The 21089-nt window shown below is 52.7% G+C and carries 13 protein-coding genes; 10 read left to right on the forward strand and 3 right to left on the reverse strand.

The genetic code is table 11. From position 1 onward, the window contains the following. Positions 1 to 19 precede the first annotated feature (19 nt). Both ACTJKB_RS23890 and ACTJKB_RS23895 read right to left on the reverse strand, forming a co-directional pair. Entirely contained in the window at positions 20 to 646 is a 627-nt protein-coding gene (locus ACTJKB_RS23890; protein ID WP_440836846.1) for a chromate transporter, read from the reverse strand. A gap of 202 nt (positions 647 to 848) precedes the next feature. Further along, entirely contained in the window at positions 849 to 1304 is a 456-nt protein-coding gene (locus ACTJKB_RS23895) for a CBS domain-containing protein (RefSeq protein WP_440836847.1), read from the reverse strand. Positions 1305 to 1435: 131 nt separating this feature from the next. On the opposite strand from ACTJKB_RS23895, the gene ACTJKB_RS23900 reads away from it, so the two are divergent. The 7 genes from ACTJKB_RS23900 (at position 1436) to ACTJKB_RS23930 (ending at position 16048) form a co-directional block, all read left to right on the forward strand. Beyond that, positions 1436 to 1870, forward strand: coding sequence for a MarR family winged helix-turn-helix transcriptional regulator (locus tag ACTJKB_RS23900; protein ID WP_440836848.1), 435 nt, complete (start codon positions 1436 to 1438; stop codon positions 1868 to 1870). 356 nt (positions 1871 to 2226) lie between these two features. Then, positions 2227 to 6090: a X2-like carbohydrate binding domain-containing protein gene (locus ACTJKB_RS23905; RefSeq protein WP_440836849.1), complete on the forward strand. Its 3864-nt coding sequence runs from the start codon at positions 2227 to 2229 to the stop codon at positions 6088 to 6090. A 433-nt stretch (positions 6091 to 6523) separates the two neighbouring features. After that, positions 6524 to 8812 (forward strand): helix-turn-helix domain-containing protein, encoded by a 2289-nt coding sequence (locus tag ACTJKB_RS23910; RefSeq protein ID WP_440836850.1) that lies wholly within the window; start codon positions 6524 to 6526, stop codon positions 8810 to 8812. A gap of 830 nt (positions 8813 to 9642) precedes the next feature. Further along, the gene (locus tag ACTJKB_RS23915) at positions 9643 to 10590 is read left to right on the forward strand and encodes an ABC transporter permease (RefSeq protein WP_083606809.1); all 948 of its coding nucleotides are present in this window, start codon (positions 9643 to 9645) and stop codon (positions 10588 to 10590) included. Positions 10591 to 10605: 15 nt separating this feature from the next. Further along, the gene (locus ACTJKB_RS23920) at positions 10606 to 11511 is read left to right on the forward strand and encodes a carbohydrate ABC transporter permease (protein WP_440836851.1); all 906 of its coding nucleotides are present in this window, start codon (positions 10606 to 10608) and stop codon (positions 11509 to 11511) included. Between the two features lie 187 nt (positions 11512 to 11698). After that, complete coding sequence (locus ACTJKB_RS23925; protein WP_440836852.1) at positions 11699 to 13378, forward strand: extracellular solute-binding protein; 1680 nt, start codon at positions 11699 to 11701, stop codon at positions 13376 to 13378. A gap of 306 nt (positions 13379 to 13684) precedes the next feature. Then, positions 13685 to 16048 carry a glycoside hydrolase family 95 protein gene (locus ACTJKB_RS23930; RefSeq protein ID WP_440836853.1) on the forward strand — a complete coding sequence of 788 codons (2364 nt, stop codon included), beginning with the start codon at positions 13685 to 13687 and terminating at the stop codon, positions 16046 to 16048. 120 nt (positions 16049 to 16168) lie between these two features. Here ACTJKB_RS23930 and ACTJKB_RS23935 read toward each other — a convergent pair whose 3' ends face one another. Beyond that, positions 16169 to 18613: a glycosyl hydrolase family 95 catalytic domain-containing protein gene (locus tag ACTJKB_RS23935; RefSeq protein WP_440836854.1), complete on the reverse strand. Its 2445-nt coding sequence runs from the start codon at positions 18611 to 18613 to the stop codon at positions 16169 to 16171. A 340-nt stretch (positions 18614 to 18953) separates the two neighbouring features. On the opposite strand from ACTJKB_RS23935, the gene ACTJKB_RS23940 reads away from it, so the two are divergent. The 3 genes from ACTJKB_RS23940 to ACTJKB_RS23950 all read left to right on the forward strand — a co-directional run bounded on the left by ACTJKB_RS23940 (position 18954) and on the right by ACTJKB_RS23950 (position 20911). Next, entirely contained in the window at positions 18954 to 19748 is a 795-nt protein-coding gene (locus ACTJKB_RS23940) for a DsbA family protein (RefSeq protein ID WP_440836855.1), read from the forward strand. A gap of 21 nt (positions 19749 to 19769) precedes the next feature. After that, positions 19770 to 20627, forward strand: coding sequence for an AraC family transcriptional regulator (locus ACTJKB_RS23945; RefSeq protein ID WP_440836856.1), 858 nt, complete (start codon positions 19770 to 19772; stop codon positions 20625 to 20627). A gap of 74 nt (positions 20628 to 20701) precedes the next feature. After that, positions 20702 to 20911: a GNAT family N-acetyltransferase gene (locus ACTJKB_RS23950; RefSeq protein WP_440836857.1), complete on the forward strand. Its 210-nt coding sequence runs from the start codon at positions 20702 to 20704 to the stop codon at positions 20909 to 20911. The last annotated feature ends 178 nt before the right edge of the window (positions 20912 to 21089 follow it).

Consider the following 21089-nt stretch of genomic DNA (forward strand, 5'->3'; position numbering starts at 1 on the left):
TTGTCAGCTCCTTACAGGCCTAAATATAGTAGTCAATATATCCTGCAGCATCGGCGTGCTCCTGTTCCAGCTTGACGGTCAAGCCCAGCATGTCCTTGATTCGGACCTGGACAATTCCGGCAGCCGCCCCGCCAATAATGATGTACAGTGGATTCAGATCGAAGGCGGCTATAATCAGGATGGCTGTCAGGACCGTGCCGAGCGTTGTTTTATCCACCACAGCCGCTCTGGCAATTTTGTATCCGGCAAAGGCTATGAGTGCGACAATCGTCGCTTTGATGGCTTTGAAGGCGGCGGCAATCTTCGGTTGATCCTGAATCTGGAGAAAAGCAATGCCAAGACCGATAACGATGAGGAAGGTGGGAAGAATGATACCGATGATGGCAGCAATTGCACCTGGAATACGGGCTACCTTATACCCAATGATCGTCGCGGCATTGACCGCCACAGAGCCGGGAATGGACTGGCCGAGAGCAAGCACATCCCCGGTCTCCTGCATGTTCATCCATCTGCGGCGCGTAACCACCACTTGTTCAATGACCGGAATTACAGCGTAGCCACCTCCGAAGGTGACAGGCCCGATCTTGAAGAAGGTCCAGAAGATTTGAAGAAGCAAACTCCAATTCACCCTGATATCCTTAAACATATGAATAACTCCTTTCCGTACACTGGACCAAACAAACACCGCATAGCATAGCATACTTAAATTCATTTTGGAATTTAGAACAGCTTTTACTCGTTTAATTTTATTTGTGGGGATATTGGGCGTAATAAAATCTGCAAACGGCAAAAAGGCTCCACTGGCCGGAAAAACGGCTGTGGAGCATCTTTTAATTGTAGAATGCGGGTTAGAGCAGGGTTTTAAAGGTATGACGGATCACATCACCGCGGCTGATAATACCGACAAGCACACGGTTTCGCTCGACCGGGACCTTTTTGATCTGTTTTTTGCCGAGAATGGTGGCGATTCTCTCAATATCTTCATCCCAGGGAACGGTGATCACCTTCTTCTTGGCGATATCCATAACATTCAGGTTCAGCAGTCTGCGGGTCCGCTCCTCAAACTCCTCATTATCCCCGACAAATACATTGATCTGAAAAAAAGAATCGACGATAAGATCCTCATGTTTGCCGATATACCTCATGATGTCCCCATCGCTTAAATAAGCGACAATCTCATTTCTATCATTTACTACCGGCATGCCGCTGATCCGGAACTGAATGCATCGTTCGATAAAGGTGCGAACCGTATCGGTTTCCTTGACTTTGTATACTTGTCTGACCATAAACTCTTGAGCTTTCATAATTTCCCTCCGCAGGCTACGATTCCGCTAAATAACTTGTATAATGAAAGTATATACTTGTATTATACAAGTGGGAATGGTAATGTCAATGATCATACTACGCATTTTCTACAAGAAAGGACACCATTATCATGGATCATTCAATTGATGTGATAGAGCTAGAGATGGCCATTCTGGTCCGGCGCCTCGTCTCCATGACCACCTATAGAAAAATTGGTAATCTGGACCGCTCCGCTTATCTGCTGCTGCATCAAATTGCCTCCCACGGATCGGCTGGGGTTAAGGCTTTGTCTGATGAATTTCATTTGGATATTTCCACAGTCAGCAGACAGGCTGCTGCCCTGGAACAAAAAGGGTATGTGAAACGTATCCCCGACCCTGTAGACGGGCGCGCGTATTCGCTTGAAATGACGGATATGGGTGAGGAGGTGCTGAATGAGAACAAACAGGCACGGCAGGAGAGCATAGGGAAAATGCTGAGTACCTGGAGCGATGGGGAACGTGTGATTTTTGGCGAGCTTTTACGAAAATTTAATGCTGCGATTCATGAGGAAATTCCGGAGTAGGACAAGCGTTCCGAGATGAATTCAAATCTCTGAGATAAGCATAGTACAACTAAATGGTTATTGGATTTTATTGTGTAAAACTCGTGCGTTGTGGAAATGTTGAGCCTTGGGCGGGATTCATCCCCTCAGGGTTTTTTTGTGAGCTAAAGGGAATTTGGCTGTTCTGCCGGGATTTGCCCCCTCTGAACCGGGAGAGCTGTACGCCGAACACCGCAATTGTACCTATTCAAAACGGGCGGCGGCCCCCTATGATCTACTCGTGTAGAAAGCGCTGTCATTTGAAGGCGCATATACATGCGGGCAGGTCCGTCCGAAAAGGAAAGCGCTTTATTAACTGCGAGGGGAGCTGGGATAATTTGAAGTCTTTGGCTAATAAGATCGGGATCAGTCTGCTGCTGTTTATGATGGTGGCTGTACAGGCCGGATGGACAGGAACCACAGGGAATGTGGCGGAGGCGGCGAACAAATCGCTGGCGAAGAAGCCATATATGGGCTGGAGCAGCTACAGCATGCAAGTGTATGAGCCCTCCGGCAACTGGATATCGGCGGAGAGCATCAAGAAGCAGTCCGACGCCATGCACGAGAAGCTGCAAGCTTATGGTTATGAATACATTAATATTGATGCGGGCTGGAATGGCAGCATGGATGAATACGGCCGGCCTTTGCCGAGCACCGAGCGTTATCCTGACGGTTTTCAGGAGGTCATTGATTATGTGCATAACAACGGGCAGAAGATCGGGATCTATCTGATACCAGGCCTGTCGATTGACGCGTATAACAAGGACCTTGAAATCTATGGAACCAACGGGGAGTGCCGGGTACGTGACATTGCGGTGCAGCCGCTGAAAATCATGGATTACTGGGATTCCTACAGCTACAAAATTGATTTTCAAAATCCCTGTGCCCAGAAGTACATCGACTCCATAGCTGATCTTCTCGGGGAATGGGGCATCGACTTTGTAAAGTTCGACAGTGTAACCCCGGGGTCGGGTATCAACAACCTCAGCCGTGATGCACGCGGTGATGTCGAGGCCTGGTCCAAGGCTCTGGACAGACATAATATCTGGTTCGAGCTATCCTGGGCGCTGGACCATAACTATGTGGATTTCTGGAAAAAATATGCCAACGGCTGGCGGATTCAGTGGGATGTGGAGTCCTATGACAGTAATGTCGGCTTGACGCAGTGGGCCAACATTGCCAGACTGTTCCCGGACGCCGCGATCTGGTGGAGAGATGCCGGACCCGGAGGCTGGAATGATTACGATTCCCTGAATGTCGGGAACGGTGCTATGGACGGATTGACGAAGGATGAGCGGCAGACCGCCATGACCTTCTGGGCAGTCTCGGCAGCACAGCTCTATATCGGAAATGATATGACGCGGCTGGACGATTATGGAATGCAGCTGCTGACCAATAACGAGGTTATCGCCGTCAATCAGGCCGGACATCCCGCCCATCCGGTGTCCATGGATACTCAGCAGCAGGTCTGGTATGCCAACAACGGGGATGGAACCTATAATGTTGCTTTGTTCAACCTCGGCAGCCGCAGTGCTGCAGTAGATGTCAAGTGGAGCGACATTGGACTTGAGGGACCGGCCTCTGTCCGCGATCTCTGGAGTCATAGTGAGCTGGGTTCCTTTGACACGGGCTTCAGCGGCGGGGTACTGGAGCCGCATGCATCCCGGATGCTGAAGGTAACCGCCAAGAGCGGAACCTCCACCGTCAACGATGACGATACGAACGTCCGTTATACCGGCTCATGGCAGCGCAACGGAGGCAAAGAGCAGACCCCGGGTTCACAGGATATCACTGTGAAAATCACGGATTCGGCTGCAGCTCCCGGAGAAGGACAGCCGGGCGGTAATCCTTCTCCTAGCCCGGTTACCCGTTCGGTCTATATCAACGACAGCGACAGCAGCATCACTTACAGCGGCGCCTGGTCGTCGCAGTCCGGCAGAACCGCCGGGGATTACGGGGCAGATGTACATTATACCGAGACAGACGGTGATTTCTTCGAGTACACCTTCAAGGGAACAGGCATTGAGCTGCTAACCGAGAAGGATTCCTCGCAAGGGGACGTACAGGTCTATCTGGATGATGCCGTGAGTCCGCAAACGGTAAGCACCTATACCGCTGGAGCCAAGGAAGCACAGCAGACCGTTTACAGTGCCAACGGCCTTACCGACGGTGAGCATACGCTTAAGGTGGTTAAGGATTCAGGCCAGTACATGCTGCTGGATGCGCTGAAGATCAATGTTAATCAGCTCATTGCCCCTGCCACAGGAAGCTTCGACAAGGCGCCTGACAAACAGGCTGATGTAGCTGTCACACTGCCTGCAGGCAGTGACTCCCTTCTGGAGATTAAGAACGGCGGGGCTGTACTTACGGAAGGAAGCGATTATTCCGTCAGCGGAGGCGTTGTGAAGATCAAGAAGGAATATCTTTTCAATCTGCCTTCAGGTGCGGCGGAGCTCTCGTTCATCTTTGACGGAGGCGCAAGCGAAGTGCTGACAGTGACCATTACAGGCTCAGCTACTGTTCGCTATTCGCTGATCAATAATGACGATCCGGGGATCACTTACAATGGCACCTGGTCACGCAGTTCCGGGAGAGGAATGGGCGACTACAAGGATGATGTGCAATATACCGAGAAGGATGGGGATTCCTTCGAATACACCTTCAGAGGCACTGGTATACAGCTCTATACAGAGACGGATACCTCACAGGGTGACATGGATATATATGTGGATGGCATGTTCCAGCAAACAGTCAGCGCTTATCATAACGGACGCCAGGCCCAGCAGAATCTGTACAGCATTGCGGGTCTGCCCGAAGGCTTCCATACCCTCAAGGCTGTGAAGAAATCAGGCAGCTTCATGCTGCTGGATATGCTCAAGGTGGAAATTCCCGACCTGATAAATCCGGTAGAAGCAGCCTTCGACCAAGCAGTCCCGGCAGATATCGAAGTTAAGCTGCTCCGTCAGCCGGAGCTGTTCGGCGGCATCAGCCAGGGCACTTATAAACTGGTGGAAGGTACAGATTATACACTTGCAGGAGACACTGTAACCCTCAAGGCCGCGTACCTCGCCGCGTTGCCCGCGGGCACTCTTCCACTGACATTTGCCTTTGACGGAGATTATCAGAACGATATTCATTTTACAGAGACAGATGGTGATTCTTTTGAGTACACGTTCAGCGGGACTGGAATCTCCTTGTCCGGACCCAAAGGGCCGGATATGGGTGACATGGAAATCTATGTGGACGGTAAGCTGATTCAGACCGCAAGCGCCTACAGCAGCAACCGGCAGATTCTGCAGAATCTCTTCAGCCTTGCAGAGCTGGCCGATAGCGTTCACGTACTGAAGGTGGTGAAGAAATCAGGTGCGCTTATGTTCGCCGATCAGCTGAAATATAGCGTCAGCACTAAGGCTGGTGAACCGGCAACACCTAGCGAACAACCGACACCAACGCCAACGTCAACACCATCACCTTCCGCTACCGCATCACCGGCTCCGGTAACTCCAGGACCCGCTGTTACTACGGGCCCGGTAGTGACTGCGTCTCCATCCGCCACTCCTGTTCCAAGTGCTTCGCCGGAAGCAAGCCAGGGGGCGGTGAAACAGCATGCAGCATATATGAGCGGTTATCCAGACGGTTCCTTCAAACCGGATCAGAAGATTACCCGTGCTGAAATGGCGGCACTGCTATTCAAGGTTTCTGCACGGGAGAAACAAGGAAAGGCTGCAGTCTTCAGCGATGTGCCTTCCGGATATTGGGCGGCCGAAGCAATAGCTGGCGCAGCAGAAATGGGACTGATGACAGGCTACCCGGATGGCACCTTTAAGCCAAATCAACAGGTCACGCGGGCGGAATTGGCCAGTCTTGTTACGCTGTTAAGCAAGAATAATCCTATCCCCAGAGGCGGATATACAGACGTCGCCGCCGGTCACTGGGCACATTCAGCCATTCTTCAGGCCCAGGGAGCAGGCATACTGAATGGCTATGCCGACGGAACCTTCCGTCCCGGAAAGGCACTGACCCGTGCCGAAGCGGTGACTGCGATGAACAGGGTACTCGGCAGAGGCCCGCTCTTCGGTGCCGAAGCCTCCCCGTGGAGCGATGTTCCGGTCACCCACTGGGCATTCAAGGATATCCTCGAGGCTGCCACTGCTCATGAATATAAGGACAGGAACGGTGGCGGAGAACAACTGAGCGATTAAGGAGGAGCAGATAAAAAGCACAGGAGCCGGAAACGGCTCCTTTTCAATCGAGAAGAAATCTGAAGTTATTCGGCTGCAGCCTGCGCATCATTTCCCAGGCAATGAAAATAGTCGGATTATGGCATAGAACCTGTATACGTAGCCGTAGTGCAGCAAATGTTTCTGATGATGCGGATTTAGAAGGCCCTATTCCATTCTTCTTATACAGGACGAGGATGATGACTATAGAGCATTCAGCAGATTCTGTGTCCGCCTGACCAGAAAGATAAGCTTTTTATGGGGAACAAAGGCGCTCTAGCTGCCGGGAATGGTCCTTGTCGGATTGCAATCAAAACCGTCTTTTCTAATGGCGCTGGAGACAAAGGCTTGACTGTGCAGCAATTTGTTTTAAGCTTATGCTGTGAGCGCTACCAACTGAGAGGGGAATCAAACCATGCTCAAATACTCCAAGGTTTTCCGCAGATTTCTGATCTCCTACATCATTATTCTAATTATTCCGGGCATAGGCGGCTACATGTCCTACCGTACATCGATCTCTGTAACAGAGTCCATTTCCATCGAGAACAGTGTGATTCAGCTGCAAAAAAGCCAGGAAATTCTTGAGCGCCGGATGGCGGAAGTCGAAGGGCTGACCCGACAGCTCGCGGTGAATCCCGAACTGAACGTGCTGTTGAATGAACGGGGAGAGGGCACCAATGTCTACGGAATCTGGAGGACGATGCGCAATGTGCTGACCTTCGGCCAGACGAATGATTTCCTGCAGGATTATTATATTTATCTTGCCAATTACGATCTGGTGCTGACCCCCGGCTCTTCTTACCGTCCGGAGCATTACTATGAGATCTATCATTACAACGATCTTCCGCTGGCGGAATGGAAGAAGCAGGTTCTGCAGAAAACCCACCGGAGTGAGATCAAACCGCTGAGTGCTTTTGTCAGCAAGGGGGCACAAACCTCGGTGATTACCTACATGCAGTCACTGCCGCTCGACAGCTTTAATGATTCTTCTCCGGCGGTTGTGGTCGTGATGATCGACGAGAAAATCATCGCCAGCCTGATGTCTGGCCTGACTGAACGCTACGGGGGCTGGGTTCATATCAGCGATGCCGACGGGAAGACCATTGTGCTGCAAGGAAAAGATGAGGCATATGTGAACCGGCTTCACGCGGATTCCTCGTTTGATAACAGCAAGGTCAGCCAGTTTTACCGGGATGATCTGGTGATTTCAACCCGTTCGGATTCGAACGGCTGGGTATACCAGGCAGGCATTCCCCGAAGCATCCTGCTGGAGAATGCCAATACAATCAAATATATGTCCTGGCTGATTACCGGAGGCGCTCTGTTCCTCGGATTACTGGCCGGCCTAGTACTCGCCTACCGGAACAGTGCACCGATCAACCGGATGCTAAGTGTGATGAAAGAGCAGTTCGGCAAGGAGGAGACGGCGGAGCAGAGTGAGTTCGACTTCCTGAGCGGGAATATTGCCAACATGATCACCAAGAATAAGCTGCTCGAAAGCGAGCTTAACCGTCAGCTGCCTCTGGTCAGGGATGCTTTTATTAAGCGGCTGGTTGCCGGAGAATTTGAGTCACGGGAGGAGATTGTCACTGCTGCCGCCCAGGCGGATATCGGGCTGAATCAGGGAACTGGCTATGCCGGACTGATCCAGATTAACGGCTATGCCGGGATGGATAGCGTGGAGATCCTCAATGAGCTGAACGCCGCCCGCCTACTGGTGAAGCAGGCGCTCGCTTCGCTTACCGGACTGCTGCCTATGGCCGATATGGGCTCGGACAAAATGGTCGGCCTGTTCTTCTCCGGTCCTGAGGAATCTGCATCGGACCAGGAGGTCGCGATTACACACATCATGGAGAATTTGGCGCAATATGTGCTGAAGGAATACAAGATTTCGGTGCAGTCCGGGTTCGGAGGCTATTTCGCTTCAGTAACAGAGGTCAGCGGGTCGTTTGAGCAAGCGAAGCAGGCGCTGGAATATGCCGTGTATACGAACAAAAAAGGCATAACATGGAATCATGAGGCCAGAATCGAGAATACGACCTATTATTATCCGCTTGATACGGAGCAGCGGCTGATCAGTACGATCCGTGCCGGGGAGCTGGCTGAGGCCAAACGCATTTTGGATTCGACCTTTGCGCAGAATCTTGGCGGCCGGGAGCTGTCCATTGAGATGAAGCATCAGCTGATCGGGGAGATGAAGGGCACCTTTTTGAAGCTGCTGGATCAAAAAATCTTCATGGAATCTCCCTTGTTCGAAAGCGTCAAGCAGCGGATCATCGACATCAGTTCCTCGGAGCCGGCGGATAACATCCAGGCCGAATTCCATGCCGTCATGGAGGGACTCTGCGGGTACATCGCCAATAAAAAGAAGGACGCGCATACCCAGATCATCAAGCAGATCTATCAGTATACCGAGGACATGTATTCGGACACCGAGCTGACCCTGTACCGGGTGGCAGAGCATGTGGAACGGCCGGAAAAATACATCTCCCAGCTGTTCAAGGAGGTGACTGGTGTGAATTATTCCGATCATCTGGTGAAGGTCCGGATGGATCAGGCGGCGCTCCTGCTGAAGGACAGCAGGTATACGGTGGATGAGATTGCGGCAAGAGTGGGCTACAACAGCTCACATTCCTTCCGTAGAGCCTTCAAGCGGTTAACCGGCATTTCCCCCAGCACCTACAGACAATCGAATGCTGAGTAGAAAAGTGTTGGAAAAAGTAAAACTAATTGGCTCGTGCACCCTGCGCTCGGCAGCTAAGTGGAAAAAGTAAAACTAATTGGCTCGAGCACCCTGCGCTCGGTAGCTAAGTGGAAAAAGTAAAACTAGTTGTCCCGAGCACCCTGCGCTCAGTAGGCTAAAGTGGAAAAAGTAAAACTAATTGGCTCGTGCACCCTGCGCTCGGTAGCTACGTGGAAAAAGTAACACTAATCTAGCTCATTTCCCTCCATAGAGGGGGAAATGGAGTTTTTAAGTTTCCTTTTTCCACCTAAACCTTCACTTTTGCTGTTTTCGGCGGAATTAAGTTCACTTATTCCACTTGGGCTTATCTCATGGTCCGGGAAAGTTGGGAAGGGACAGGGAGAAGCAGGACCCCTCGGTGAGAGGGAGGCAGAGTCTCCAGCAACCCCAAGAATAAAGCGGCTGCATTGTCCCTCCCGGGCGGTGCAGCCGTTTCTGCCCAAGGGGTATGCCAAATAATGTATCCGCTTTCAAGAGTGCGGAAATCAGGCCGTCCCAGGAAGTGATGCCCCCTGTAAAACGGGCAATCTGTACGCAAAATACGGAAGTGTACCTGTTCAAAGCCGCTTATCATGCCCTATGATCAACTCGTGAGAAAGCGCTATCACACAAACTAACAATACAAAGCGAATGCTTCCGAAGCAGTTTTTGCTCGAAGTAATGCAAGGGAGAAGCGGCTGGCCAAACTAAGCATCTGCTTCCGAAGCAAGTTTTTGAAGCGAAGTGAAATCAATGAAGTAACGCTGGCCAAACTTTTAAGGGGGGAGATTCATCTGGAAAAAGAAATGGTTATGAGCACCCAAACGGCGCCCCGAAGCAAACGCCAGGGCTGGCTGCATACCGCCGGAAAAAATATCATGAAACACTGGCAGCTGCATCTGCTCGTCATTCCGCCTTTGCTGTTCTTTCTGATCTTTAAGTATTATCCAATGGCGAATGCTGTACTGGCTTTCAAGGACTATAACGTAATTAAGGGGATATGGGGCAGCCCCTGGGTCGGCTTTAAGCACTTCGAGCTGTTTTTTGAGAATCCGCTGTTCTGGACGCTGGTCAAGAATACCATTCTGCTGAGCGGCTATCTGCTGCTGGCCGGGTTTCCGATTCCGATCCTGCTCGCGCTGATGATAAACGAAATCCGTGGCGGCAGGTTCAAACGGTTCGTCCAGCTTGTATCGTTTGCGCCCTATTTTATCTCCACTGTAGTTATGGTCTCCATTATTATGCTGTTTCTGGCTCCGCGTCTGGGGTTCGCCAACATTGCCATGAATTTCTTCGGCCTGGATTCGGTGAATTTCCTGGGTGAGCCCGGCATGTTCCGCTCCATCTATGTCTGGTCTGACATCTGGCAGACCGCAGGCTACAGCGCTGTGATCTACCTGGCCGCACTGGCTGGCATCGATCCTACACTCTATGAGGCGGCTAAGGTGGATGGGGCTTCACGGTTTCAAAAGATCCGCCACGTCGATCTTCCCGGAATTGTACCTACGATTGTGATTATCCTGATTCTGAATGTGGGTAACGTGATGGCGATTGGCTTTGAAAAGGTCTATCTGCTGCAAAACCCGCTAAATATCGCTAATTCTGAGATTATTGCCACCTATGTCTACCGGATCGGCCTTTTGAATGCCAACTATAGCTTTGCTACCGCGGTCGGCTTGTTCAATTCACTGATCAATCTGGTTCTGCTGGTTACCGTGAACGGACTGGCCAAACGAATCACCAATAACAGCATCTGGTAAGAAAGGAGTTCCTGTATGGCAGCTTCGGCAGCAGTTCCCCAAAAAATTAAAGAATCCGTCGGTGACCGGATATTTCTGACTGTAGTGTACACCGTACTCATCCTTGTAGTTATCGTTGTGCTGTATCCGCTTGTCTTCATAATCAGCAGCTCCATCAGCAGTCCGGCGGCTGTCACCTCGGGCCGGGTCTGGCTGTGGCCGGTCGATATTTCCTTCAAGGGCTTCAAGGTCCTGTTCAGTACGCATGAGATTATCAGCGGGTATGCCAATTCCATCTTTTATACGGCGGCCGGTACGCTGATCAGTGTGACCCTGACGATTATGATCGCCTACCCGTTGTCGCGGAGAGCTTTTTTTGGCCGCAATGTACTGATGATGATCATTACCTTTACAATGATCTTCAGCGGCGGGCTGATTCCCACCTATATGGTGGTCCGGGAGCTGCACCTGATCGATACGCGCTGGGCGCTGCTGATTCCCAATGCGATCTGGGTGTGGCAGGTGATTATTGCCCGGTCCTTTTTCCAGTCCTCAATTCCCGAGGAGTTGCTGGAGGCCAGTGAGATTGACGGCTGCAGCGATATGCGCTTCATCCGCAGTGTAGTGCTGCCGCTCTCCAAGCCGATTATCGCGGTGCTGGTGCTGATGTATGCAGTCGGCCAATGGAATTCCTATTTCGATGCCCTGATCTATCTGAAATCGGCGGACTTGTTCCCGCTGCAGCTGGTGCTGCGCAGTATCATTATCCAGAACAACAGTGCCGGGGCGATGGATGCCATGGCGATGGTAGAGCGCCAGCAGATGGCCGAACTACTGAAATATGCGCTGATAGTCGTCGCCACCTTGCCTGTGCTTGTCATTTATCCTTTTGTGCAGCGGTATTTCGTGCAGGGCATGCTGGTCGGCTCAGTCAAGGGGTAAGGGGAAGCGATGAACCGGCAAGGGGGTGAGGCCTTTCTTAAAAGATAAGCATTTATATGCTTCGCGCAATAAATGATCCTTATCTTTCTCGCTTAAACGGATATTGTCCGTTTAAGGACGGCGCAGCCGTTATCACATGACTACACATATCCAACCTGTCCAACTACAAAGAGGGAGTTGATCAGCTTTGAAGAAAAGTTTGTTAGCCTTGTTAATGCTGGTAACGGTATTTACAGTTGTGATCAGTGGCTGCTCGGGTAAAAACAATACAGAAAGCCCGTCCGGTACAGCATCCGGCACAGCGTCTGGCAGCGGAAACGCAACGGAGGCGTCAAAACCTGTGGAGGTCAGCGTCTTTGCCGTCCAGGAATCAGGCATTGATATCCCGACCAATAAATTCACCACATTCGTTCAAGACAAATTTGGCATCAAATTCAACTGGCAGATTAATCCATCCGACGGCGCCAAGGAAAAACGCCAAATCTCACTCGCCAGCGGCGACTATCCCGATGCTTATTTGCTCACTGCCTACATTGATGAATTCTCCCAGGGGGATGTACTGAAATATGGCCAGCAGGGCGTTCTGGTTCCGTTGAATGACCTGATTGACCAATATGCACCGAATATCAAAGCAGCCATGGAAAAGCACCCTGAAATGAAAACGCTGAATACAGCTCCTGACGGCAATATCTATGGTCTGGGCGCTTACGCCGAGTGCTTCCACTGTTCCTATCCGAACAAAATGTGGATCAACACCGAATGGCTGAAGAAGCTTAACCTGGAAGAGCCGAAGACTACAGAGGAGTTCAAGCAAATGCTGGAAGCCTTCAAGACGAAGGACCCGAACGGCAACGGCAAAGCCGATGAAGTGCCGCTGAGCGGTTCTACTGAAGATTTTGGCGTACGCATTATTCCTTATCTTATGAATAGCTTCGTCTATGATGATGACCGCAACTACTTGAATATGACGGACGGCAAGGTGGAGTCAGCCGCTATTAAGCCGGAATGGAAGGAAGGCCTGACCTATATCAAATCGCTGTATGATGCCGGTCTGATCGATCCGGGGGCTTTTACCCAGAATGCGGAAGCCTTTAAGAAAATCGGTGAAAATGCGGATGCCGAAATCCTCGGCGCAGGTGCAGGCATGCATCCGGCGATTTTTATTAACATCGACCCAGGCAACACCCGTTCCGCACATTACAATGCCCTGCCACCGCTTACCGGACCGAAAGGGATCTCCTACACGACACATGATGCGGGCGGCGTGTCACCAGGCGCCAAGTTCGTCATTACTAACAAAGCCAGTGAAGAGGCAAAAGTGGCTCTGATCAAGATGGTAGATTATATGTTCACACCGGAAGGCCAGACGAATGCGGCAAGCGGCATGAAGGGAATCGACTGGACCGATCCGGTGGCAGGCGATGTCGCACTAGGCAAGGATGTCAAACCGGTGATCAAGCCGATCCCGATGGCGGAAGGCGAAGCGCCGCGTAATGCGGGCTGGAGCGGAATGGGACATTTCTACATGCCGAAGGAATACCGCGACACATTCGTTCAGGCGACTGATATCTATTCCTCGAACGGCTACGAACGCAGATTGTACAATGCTTCGCTGCTGTACCAGGGTCATGAACCTAAGGAGTTGTTCCCACTCTGGTCCATCTGGATTGATCCGACGGAGATTGACGAAGCCAGCATGCTGCAGACGAACCTGAGAAACTACATTGAGCAGAATGAGCTTCAGTTCATTACCGGCAATAAGGATCTGAACAAGGACTGGGATGCTTATGTGAAGGGTCTGAAGGATCTGAAGCTGGACCGCTACCTGGAAATTCTGCAAAAGGCGTATGACGCATCAGTGAAATAAGCCTTGGTGCCGGCAGGAGGAGATTAGGTGCAAAGCGGCAGACGGAGAGTTCACTGAGTGTGCAGGTCTGAACGCTGCCCAAGCAACCGAAATTGTAAAGCGGAAACTGGCATGAACGCTGCACAGCACCCGAAACTGCAAAGCGGAAACAGGCATGAACGCTGCACAAGCACCCGTGCTACGCCCACCCGATGCCGGCCTGCCAAGGCCGGCATCGCTGTTTCTGCTATTGTTTTTTAGGAACGGATGGTTTGAACGGAGGTTTTATTCATATGCCAGATCAGAGGACAGACAGGAGGATGCAAATTGAGCGATTTGAAATTATGGTACTCCAGCCCGGCTGCGGGCTGGGGCCAGGGACTGCCGATCGGAAATGGCAGGATTGGCGCAGTGGTTATGGCGGCTCCGCAGCGTGAAGTGTGGAGTATGACCGAGGTGACCTACTGGTCTGGACGAGAAGAGGCTGTTCCCGGCCCGTTTGGCGGGAAGGAGGCACTACGGCGCATGCAGGGGCTTTTTATGGCTGGTGATTATGCAGAAGGTGACCGGCTTGCCAAGCAATATCTGCAGCCGGTGAAGCGGAATTACGGGACCCACCTGGGATTGTGCGACATTGTGTTGTCTTTTGAAAGTCCGGACAGGCAAGGGGATGCTGAGAAGGAAGTGGAGCGGGCAGGGAATGCGGAAGCCCGGTTCAGACGCGGGCTGGATTTGGACCGTGCAGTTGCGCATGCGGAATCTCAGACCGGTGGTTGCACGGTACTGCGCGAGGTTTTTGCCTCCCATGCAGATGATGTTGTAGCTGCGAGGATCTGGAGTGAATCGCCTGGCGGCGTATCCTTCACGTTAAGTGCTGCTGGCGGCACAGGCCCGTTCATTGTCCGCTCTGTGAACGGGGATACCCTGGAATTTCAAGCAGAGGCGAGGGAGCAGGTGCATAGCGATGGCACCTGTGGGGTAAGGGCTGAAGGCGGAATCAGGGTCGCAGCCTCCGGGGGAACCTTAAGCTGCCGGAATGGCCGGTTGACAGTAGCCGGGGCGGATGAAGCCTGGATTTATTTTACGGTCAGCACCGATTACCAGCATGCAGGAGTGGACCTGCAGGCACAGAGTACAAGAAGTCTGGAACAGGCGGTTGCTAAGGGCTATGACAGCCTGCGCGCGGATCATATCCGGGATTACCGCCAGGAATTCTGCAAGGTCGATGTCCGGCTGGGACGCTCGGAGATTTCGGATCTGCCGACGGACAGACGCATCGCCCTGCTGCAGCAGAATCACTGCGGAGACCCGGAGCTGTTTGCATTGTTCCTGCAGTACGGCCGCTACCTGATGATTGCCGGGTCACGTGCAGACTCGCCGCTGCCGCTGCATCTGCAAGGGATCTGGAATGACGGCGAAGCCTGCCGGATGGGCTGGAGCTGCGATTATCATCTGGATGTCAATACCCAGATGAATTACTATCCTGCAGAGATTGCGAATCTGGGAGAGAGTCATCTGCCGCTAATGCGTTACATTGAGGTTTTGTCCCGTGCGGGTAGAGTAACAGCAAGGGATTTCTACGGCAGTGCAGGCTGGGTCGCTCATGTATTCTCTAATGTCTGGGGATTCACCGCACCCGGCTGGGAAACCTCATGGGGGCTCAATGTCACCGGGGGACTGTGGATCGCCATGCATCTGATCGAGCACTACGAATACAGTCAGGATCGTGAGTTTCTGGAGGGGCAGGCCTACCCTGTACTTAAAGAAGCGGCAGCCTTCTTCCTAGACTACATGACCATACATCCGGTGTACGGCTGGCTGGTGACAGGACCTTCGAATTCGCCGGAGAACAGCTTCTATCCGGAGGGTCATAGCGGTGAGAACCGGCAGCTCTCTATGGGGCCGACTATGGACCAGGTGCTGGTCCGGGAGCTTTTTGAATTCTGTCTGAAAGCGGCAGCGCTGCTGAACAAGGATGAAGAGCTTCAGGTACAGCTTGGAGAGGCGATCCACAAACTGCCACCGCTGCAGATCGGCAGACAGGGGCAGCTTCAGGAATGGCTGGAGGATTACAGGGAGGCACAGCCGGAGCACCGTCATCTCTCCCATTTGTTTGCACTCTATCCCGCCAGCCGGATTACACCCGAGGAGACGCCGGAGCTCAGCGCGGCGGCCCGGGTCACGCTGGAGAACCGCATGATGCAGGATGAGCTGGAGGATGTGGAATTTACCGCTGCGCTGTTTGGTCTGTACTTTGCCCGGCTCCATGACGGGGAGCGGGCCTACAGGCATATCTCGCATCTGATCAGCGGATTGTGCCTGGACAATCTGCTGACCTATTCAAAGGCTGGCATTGCCGGAGCGGAGAGCAATATCTTCGTCATTGACGGCAATTTCGGCGGAACGGCTGCTATTGCAGAGATGCTGCTGCAGAGCAGGGCTGGAGAGATTCATTTGCTGCCCGCGCTTCCAGCAGATTGGAGCACAGGCTCGGTATCAGGGCTTTGCGCCAAAGGGAAGGTTGAGGTAGATATGGATTGGAAGGATGGAGTACTAACCACGGCCACATTGCGCACCTTTTCAGCGGGTACATTAATTGTCCGCTCGGGTGAACACCGGAGTACTCTTCTCACCGAGGCTGGAGGGAATTATACACTGAACAGCCGCTTGGAGCAGATGCAGGTAGGTTAGAAACAATGACCCCAGTTATTTTTCTGAAGTGAAGTATTCCCTGCAAAAGCGCCCTCCAATTTCAATCAGAGATTGGAGGGCGCTTCAATGTGGGGGATCTGAATCCATAACCAGCACCGGCTATTCCCTTCTGTGTTTTACCATGCGGAGGGTTTCCCCGGCAACTGTCCGCAGCGTTCCTGTCCCTCCTGTACAGATCTGCGGCTCAACGGAATCTCCGGTACATTCGGCTCCATGGGCCCAAGGGATATAGAAGGACAAATCGGCTCCTGCTTCACTGAACACCTCAATCCACTGCACTTCACCCGCTTCAAAAGCTGCACTGACCAGGAAGCCGCCCACAGCCCGCAGGCTGCGGAATTCCGCTCTCTGATGCTCCGGCCAGTTCGGGAAGAACCGCAGCACCCCGTTGTAGCTCTGAAGCAGGCACTCATTGATTACGGCGGGCAGCGAGAAATTTTCGAACCAGACACCCATCCGGGACATGAAGTCAAAGTCCGCTGTATCCGGGTACCGTCCCCCGCTCATCAGCACTCTGTCGGTACAGGTGCCGTTAGGCAGCAGACAATAGGCAATTTGCCGCTTGAACCGTTCCAGATCGAGGATGCCGAGCCGTGCTCCGGCCAGGGCTTGGAATACCAGTTCATTCCCGCCTTCATTCCGGTGATTGCGGTAGGACTCCACCGCCGTCTGGTATTCTTCGGGGGAAGAGTGCAGACCATGCTCTTCTCCGGGGAAGACTGTTGCGAGCGGAACCGGGACGTTGTAGACGACCTCGGGATTCTCTCCTGCCACCGACACAAAGACCTGGCCTGCATTGGATTCGGCTGTAGGATATTCTGGAAAGTGATTAAGAATTTCCTGAACCTCTGCAAGCAGGCCGTCTTCCGCTTCCTCCAGTCCAAGCACCGCGCAGGCCCGGATATATGCATGGAAAATAAATTTTGTCAGAGCCAGATCGATCAGACAATCACTGTTCCGGGCAAAGCCCGGTGCAATCTCGTACAGCTCCGGTACGACAGTAGGAAAGATATGATAACAGTCGTCATTCCAGCGCGGACCCCGGGCTTCCGGCCGCTGCATGTAATCCGCCATGAACCGGACGGCTTCCCGGATCGGCTGAAATGCGCGGCTGCGAAGGAAGGCTTCATCCATGGAGTAGAGGTAATGCCACCATAGGCTTTGCACGGTCCACGGCGTTTCACAGACCTCCCAGCCCCAGTGCGGAACCGGATAAGGCATCATCGTCATATCCACCGGGTAGGCGGAATGGGGGAAATAAGCACCGCGCAGCCCGTAATAGTCCCGTGCCCATTGTTGGCTGACCGGCAGCACATGGTCTACCATATCAGCATAAGGCAGATGCTTGTCCAGATGGTTGCTGGAGAATGCTGCCCAGAATGGCTGCTGTGTATTGTAGTTCATGTGATAGTCCCCATGCCATTCCGACCCGATGGAACCATAACTCCAGTTGGCGAACAGCCCGGGACAGGTGACCCCTTCACGGACAGAGCAATTTAAAAAGTACAGATTGCGGTACCAGACCCGCTCCAGAAATTCGTCCTCTAGTGACACACTGGAGCACTCCCAGTATTCCAGCCACTTTTCGTTTGTCCGTTTCCGGGCATCAGTGTACCCGGACAATTCGGGCGGGTGTATCTGAGCTGCTGCTTGCTGGATTACCGTCCTGCGGCCCTCCCATAGCTCCGCGCAGGCGGAGAAGCCGCTGCCGGTATCTGCGATGCTGAGCCGGTCCGCCTCACCGTCAGCTGAAGGAACTGCGCCTGCGATGCGGACCGCCAGCCGGAAAGCCTTATCTTGGTCATGCCCGCTATAGGGAACCTCGGGAGCTTCCACACAGGGCAGGACTTGGGTAAAGGACAGTACTCCCGCCGCGGGATCAACATCGATTACAGCGGGGGGGAACCCGGAAGGCGTGTTGGGGTCGGGAATGAGCCGCGCTTCGTGAAACAGCGATAGAGCTTCTCCGTCAGCAGAATTGCATACAGACATCCACAGCCGGTCCTGAACGGCATCCACAAAAACCTCCAATACAGCCCGCTTCCCCTGGACCAGAAACTCAACCGTGCAGCGTCCGTCCCCGATATGGAGGGTGTGTCCCAGCACCTCGGCTGTACGCCGGTCATACCGGAGCAGCAGTGAACCACAGGGCATCGGGCGCGGGTAGCTTTTGCTGTAGTTGTCCCCGGCCATCTCGCAATATTCCCGGTACCACGGGTTGTCCATGAGCTGCGCCAATTCAGCGGGAAGCGCTTCGAACTGCTTATAGACCTCCTTAAAGGTCATAATCTCCTCGGCATGTCGCTCCGCGATGCGAATATCCCAGACATTATTGTGTCCAAAATGGAGCATCACCGCATCCGGGCGGGTGGTGAGCACCACCCCAAGCCCGCCGTTTCCCAGCAGCGCTCCTTCAAAAAAATCCGCTGCCGGTCCCTCCAAAGTAAGGTCATGCCGCGCCGCCTTTTCCTGGGCCTGTTCTTTTTCCAGCGGCAAAGACAGGATTGAATCCTCTGAATTTCCTATACTTGTGGTTTCATGCATAGGTTCTCCTCCTTTCATCACTGCAAACGCGTAGCAATTGGCGCATTAACCCTGCCATCCAGTCCTCTACAATGTAACTGAGTGATGGCCGGTTGTATTTAGCAAGGTGTCGTATTTTTGCACGATCGGCGGATGAATTCGCGGATGGTTATACAGTAATCAGGCAATAGGGGAGCGAAATGTAGACCCAAACTGCCAGGAAAGGCCTGCACAGGGAAAAAGGTACGCAAGGCACCGCAAACGTACCTTTACGGAGCTGGAATGAACCACTACCATTAATTTAGAAAGCGTTATCATTTATTAATCAGATGATGAAATTCTTTTGAGGGGGATCTTAACCATGTCCAAAGCAAAGGGCAAGCTATCCAATCTTTCGAATTCAGCCAATCAGACTCGTTCCATCCGCGGCAGCAAGCGCCGTGCCGGGCAGCCTCGGTCAGGATCAGCCTTTGTGATATCTGTCGTTATGATTGCCATTCTCGTAATTGCGGCGTCCGTATTTTTTCTGCGGCCATCAGTGGCTTCCTCAGGCCTCAGAGGACTGCCGAACTACACAGAGATTCGCGGGGAATACGATGCCGAAGGCCTGAAATATGAGAAGCAGCCCCATCTGGGCAGTAGCACTGCCAAGGTGAAGGTGATTGAATTCGCAGATTTCAAATGCCCTTCTTGCAAGAAGTGGAAGGAAACGTACTTCGAACGCTTCAAAAAAGAGTTCGTCGATACCGGCAAGGCTGAGCTGTTCTTCATGAACTTTGCTTTTATAGACCGTGATTCGATCATGGCAGCGAGTGCGGGGGAAGCCATTGCAGCCCAGGACAACGAACAATTCTGGGAGTTTATGAGCAAGCTCTACGACCATCAGGGGGATGAGACCAAGATCTGGGCCACACCGCAGTTTCTGCTTGATTTCGTCAAAAATAATATCGGCGGCATTGACTATGACCGCTTTGCCAAGGATCTGCAGGAGCATACTTACATGCTGCCGGTGAAGGAGGATTTCAAAACGGCTGGAAACTATGGAGTCAATGGAACACCACAGTTTATGGTGAACGGCAAACTGCTGAAGGGTGGCTCGTATGAGGAATTGGCGGCAGCAATTGAAGCGGAGGCAGCATCCTCTGGCGCCCAATAAGCATAGCGGGAGGATGGTGAGATGAAGCTTTCAGCCTTGCACCCGTATGTCTATCTGGCTACCCGGTATCCTTTTGCCAAGGGGCAGTCAAGCTCGAAACGGATTTGCTATATGAGCTCTGTCTATCTGGTCAGCGAGGGTTACGGGGTACTGGAAACCGAGGGGACACAAGTCCAGGTAAGCCCGGGCTCACTGGTCTATCTGCCTCCCGGACAGTCCCATGAATGGCTGGCAGATCCGGGAGAGCCGATGGTACATCTGTGCTGTTACTTCGACTGGAGTCATGTGGACCGGGAGGGCCATTTCGATTGGGCCTGCCCAATCTGTTATGAACCGGAGCCGCTGCTGCCGGAATGGCTGGGTCCGCAGCTTCCGTATCCGCTCCCGCTGCAGCTTCAGGCCGGTTCTGTCCATGTGTGGGCTGAACGGTTTCAGAAGTTCTACACTTCAGGTCAATTTGTAAATGAGCAGACGTTTATCCGCAATTTGAGCATTCAGCGGAACTTTCAGGAGTTTATTGATTTTTTCCTCCAACAGATGCTGAGGTACCCGACGTTTCCGGACCGACGGATCAGCGCGCTGCTGGAGCGGCTCGAACAGGATTTGCTGCATGAAGTACCGAGGCCGCTGGAATGTTATTACCGGGAATTGAAGCTGAGCCGGGGGCATTTCTTCGAGCTGTTCAGAAAGTCAGTGGGCTGTTCGCCCGTCCAGTATATGAACCGCTTCCGGCTGAACCGGGCCAAGGAGGATCTGCTGCATACCTCGCTGAGCATCACAGAAATCGCCGGGAAATATCATTTCAGCTCGGTCCATTATTTCTCCCGCCTGTTCCACCGTGAGGCCGGACAGACCCCCCGGGAATTCCGCTCGGGGTAAGACCTGCTCCCACAGCTCCCGAAAGTCATACTGAAGGGGCTTCAGTTGATTCTAAATCAACCGGGCTGGTCATCATGCTGGAGGACTTTATTGTTGCCGCTGCGGAGCGTGGAAGAGGCAGGGGCCGGTTCTTTATGAAGTGGATTGCCGAGTATGCGAAGAAGAACGGCTTTTTGCGGATTACCCTGCTTGCGGATGCCGGGAATGTGCGGGCGCTGTATTTTTACGAGGCTGCGGGTTACCGGTATTCCAACATGAAGTGTCTGCGGCTTGGACTGAAATGAAGAATGCTCTTTTATGGTGGCTGCCTGCTCAGTGAAATTTCGGGTCTGGGGGCAATTCTGCTGTACTTTCTGCATCAGATTGCCTTCAATTCAGCCCAGAAACAGAATCTGCTGTATTCTGTGCAGCAGATTCCGGGGGTAAGGTCCTTTCGGGGCCAAAATCCGGAAAATCTATTGC

Origin of the sequence: Paenibacillus sp. 22594 (assembly GCF_052044425.1) — a bacterium.
Taxonomy (GTDB): Bacteria; Bacillota; Bacilli; order Paenibacillales; family Paenibacillaceae; genus Paenibacillus_AQ.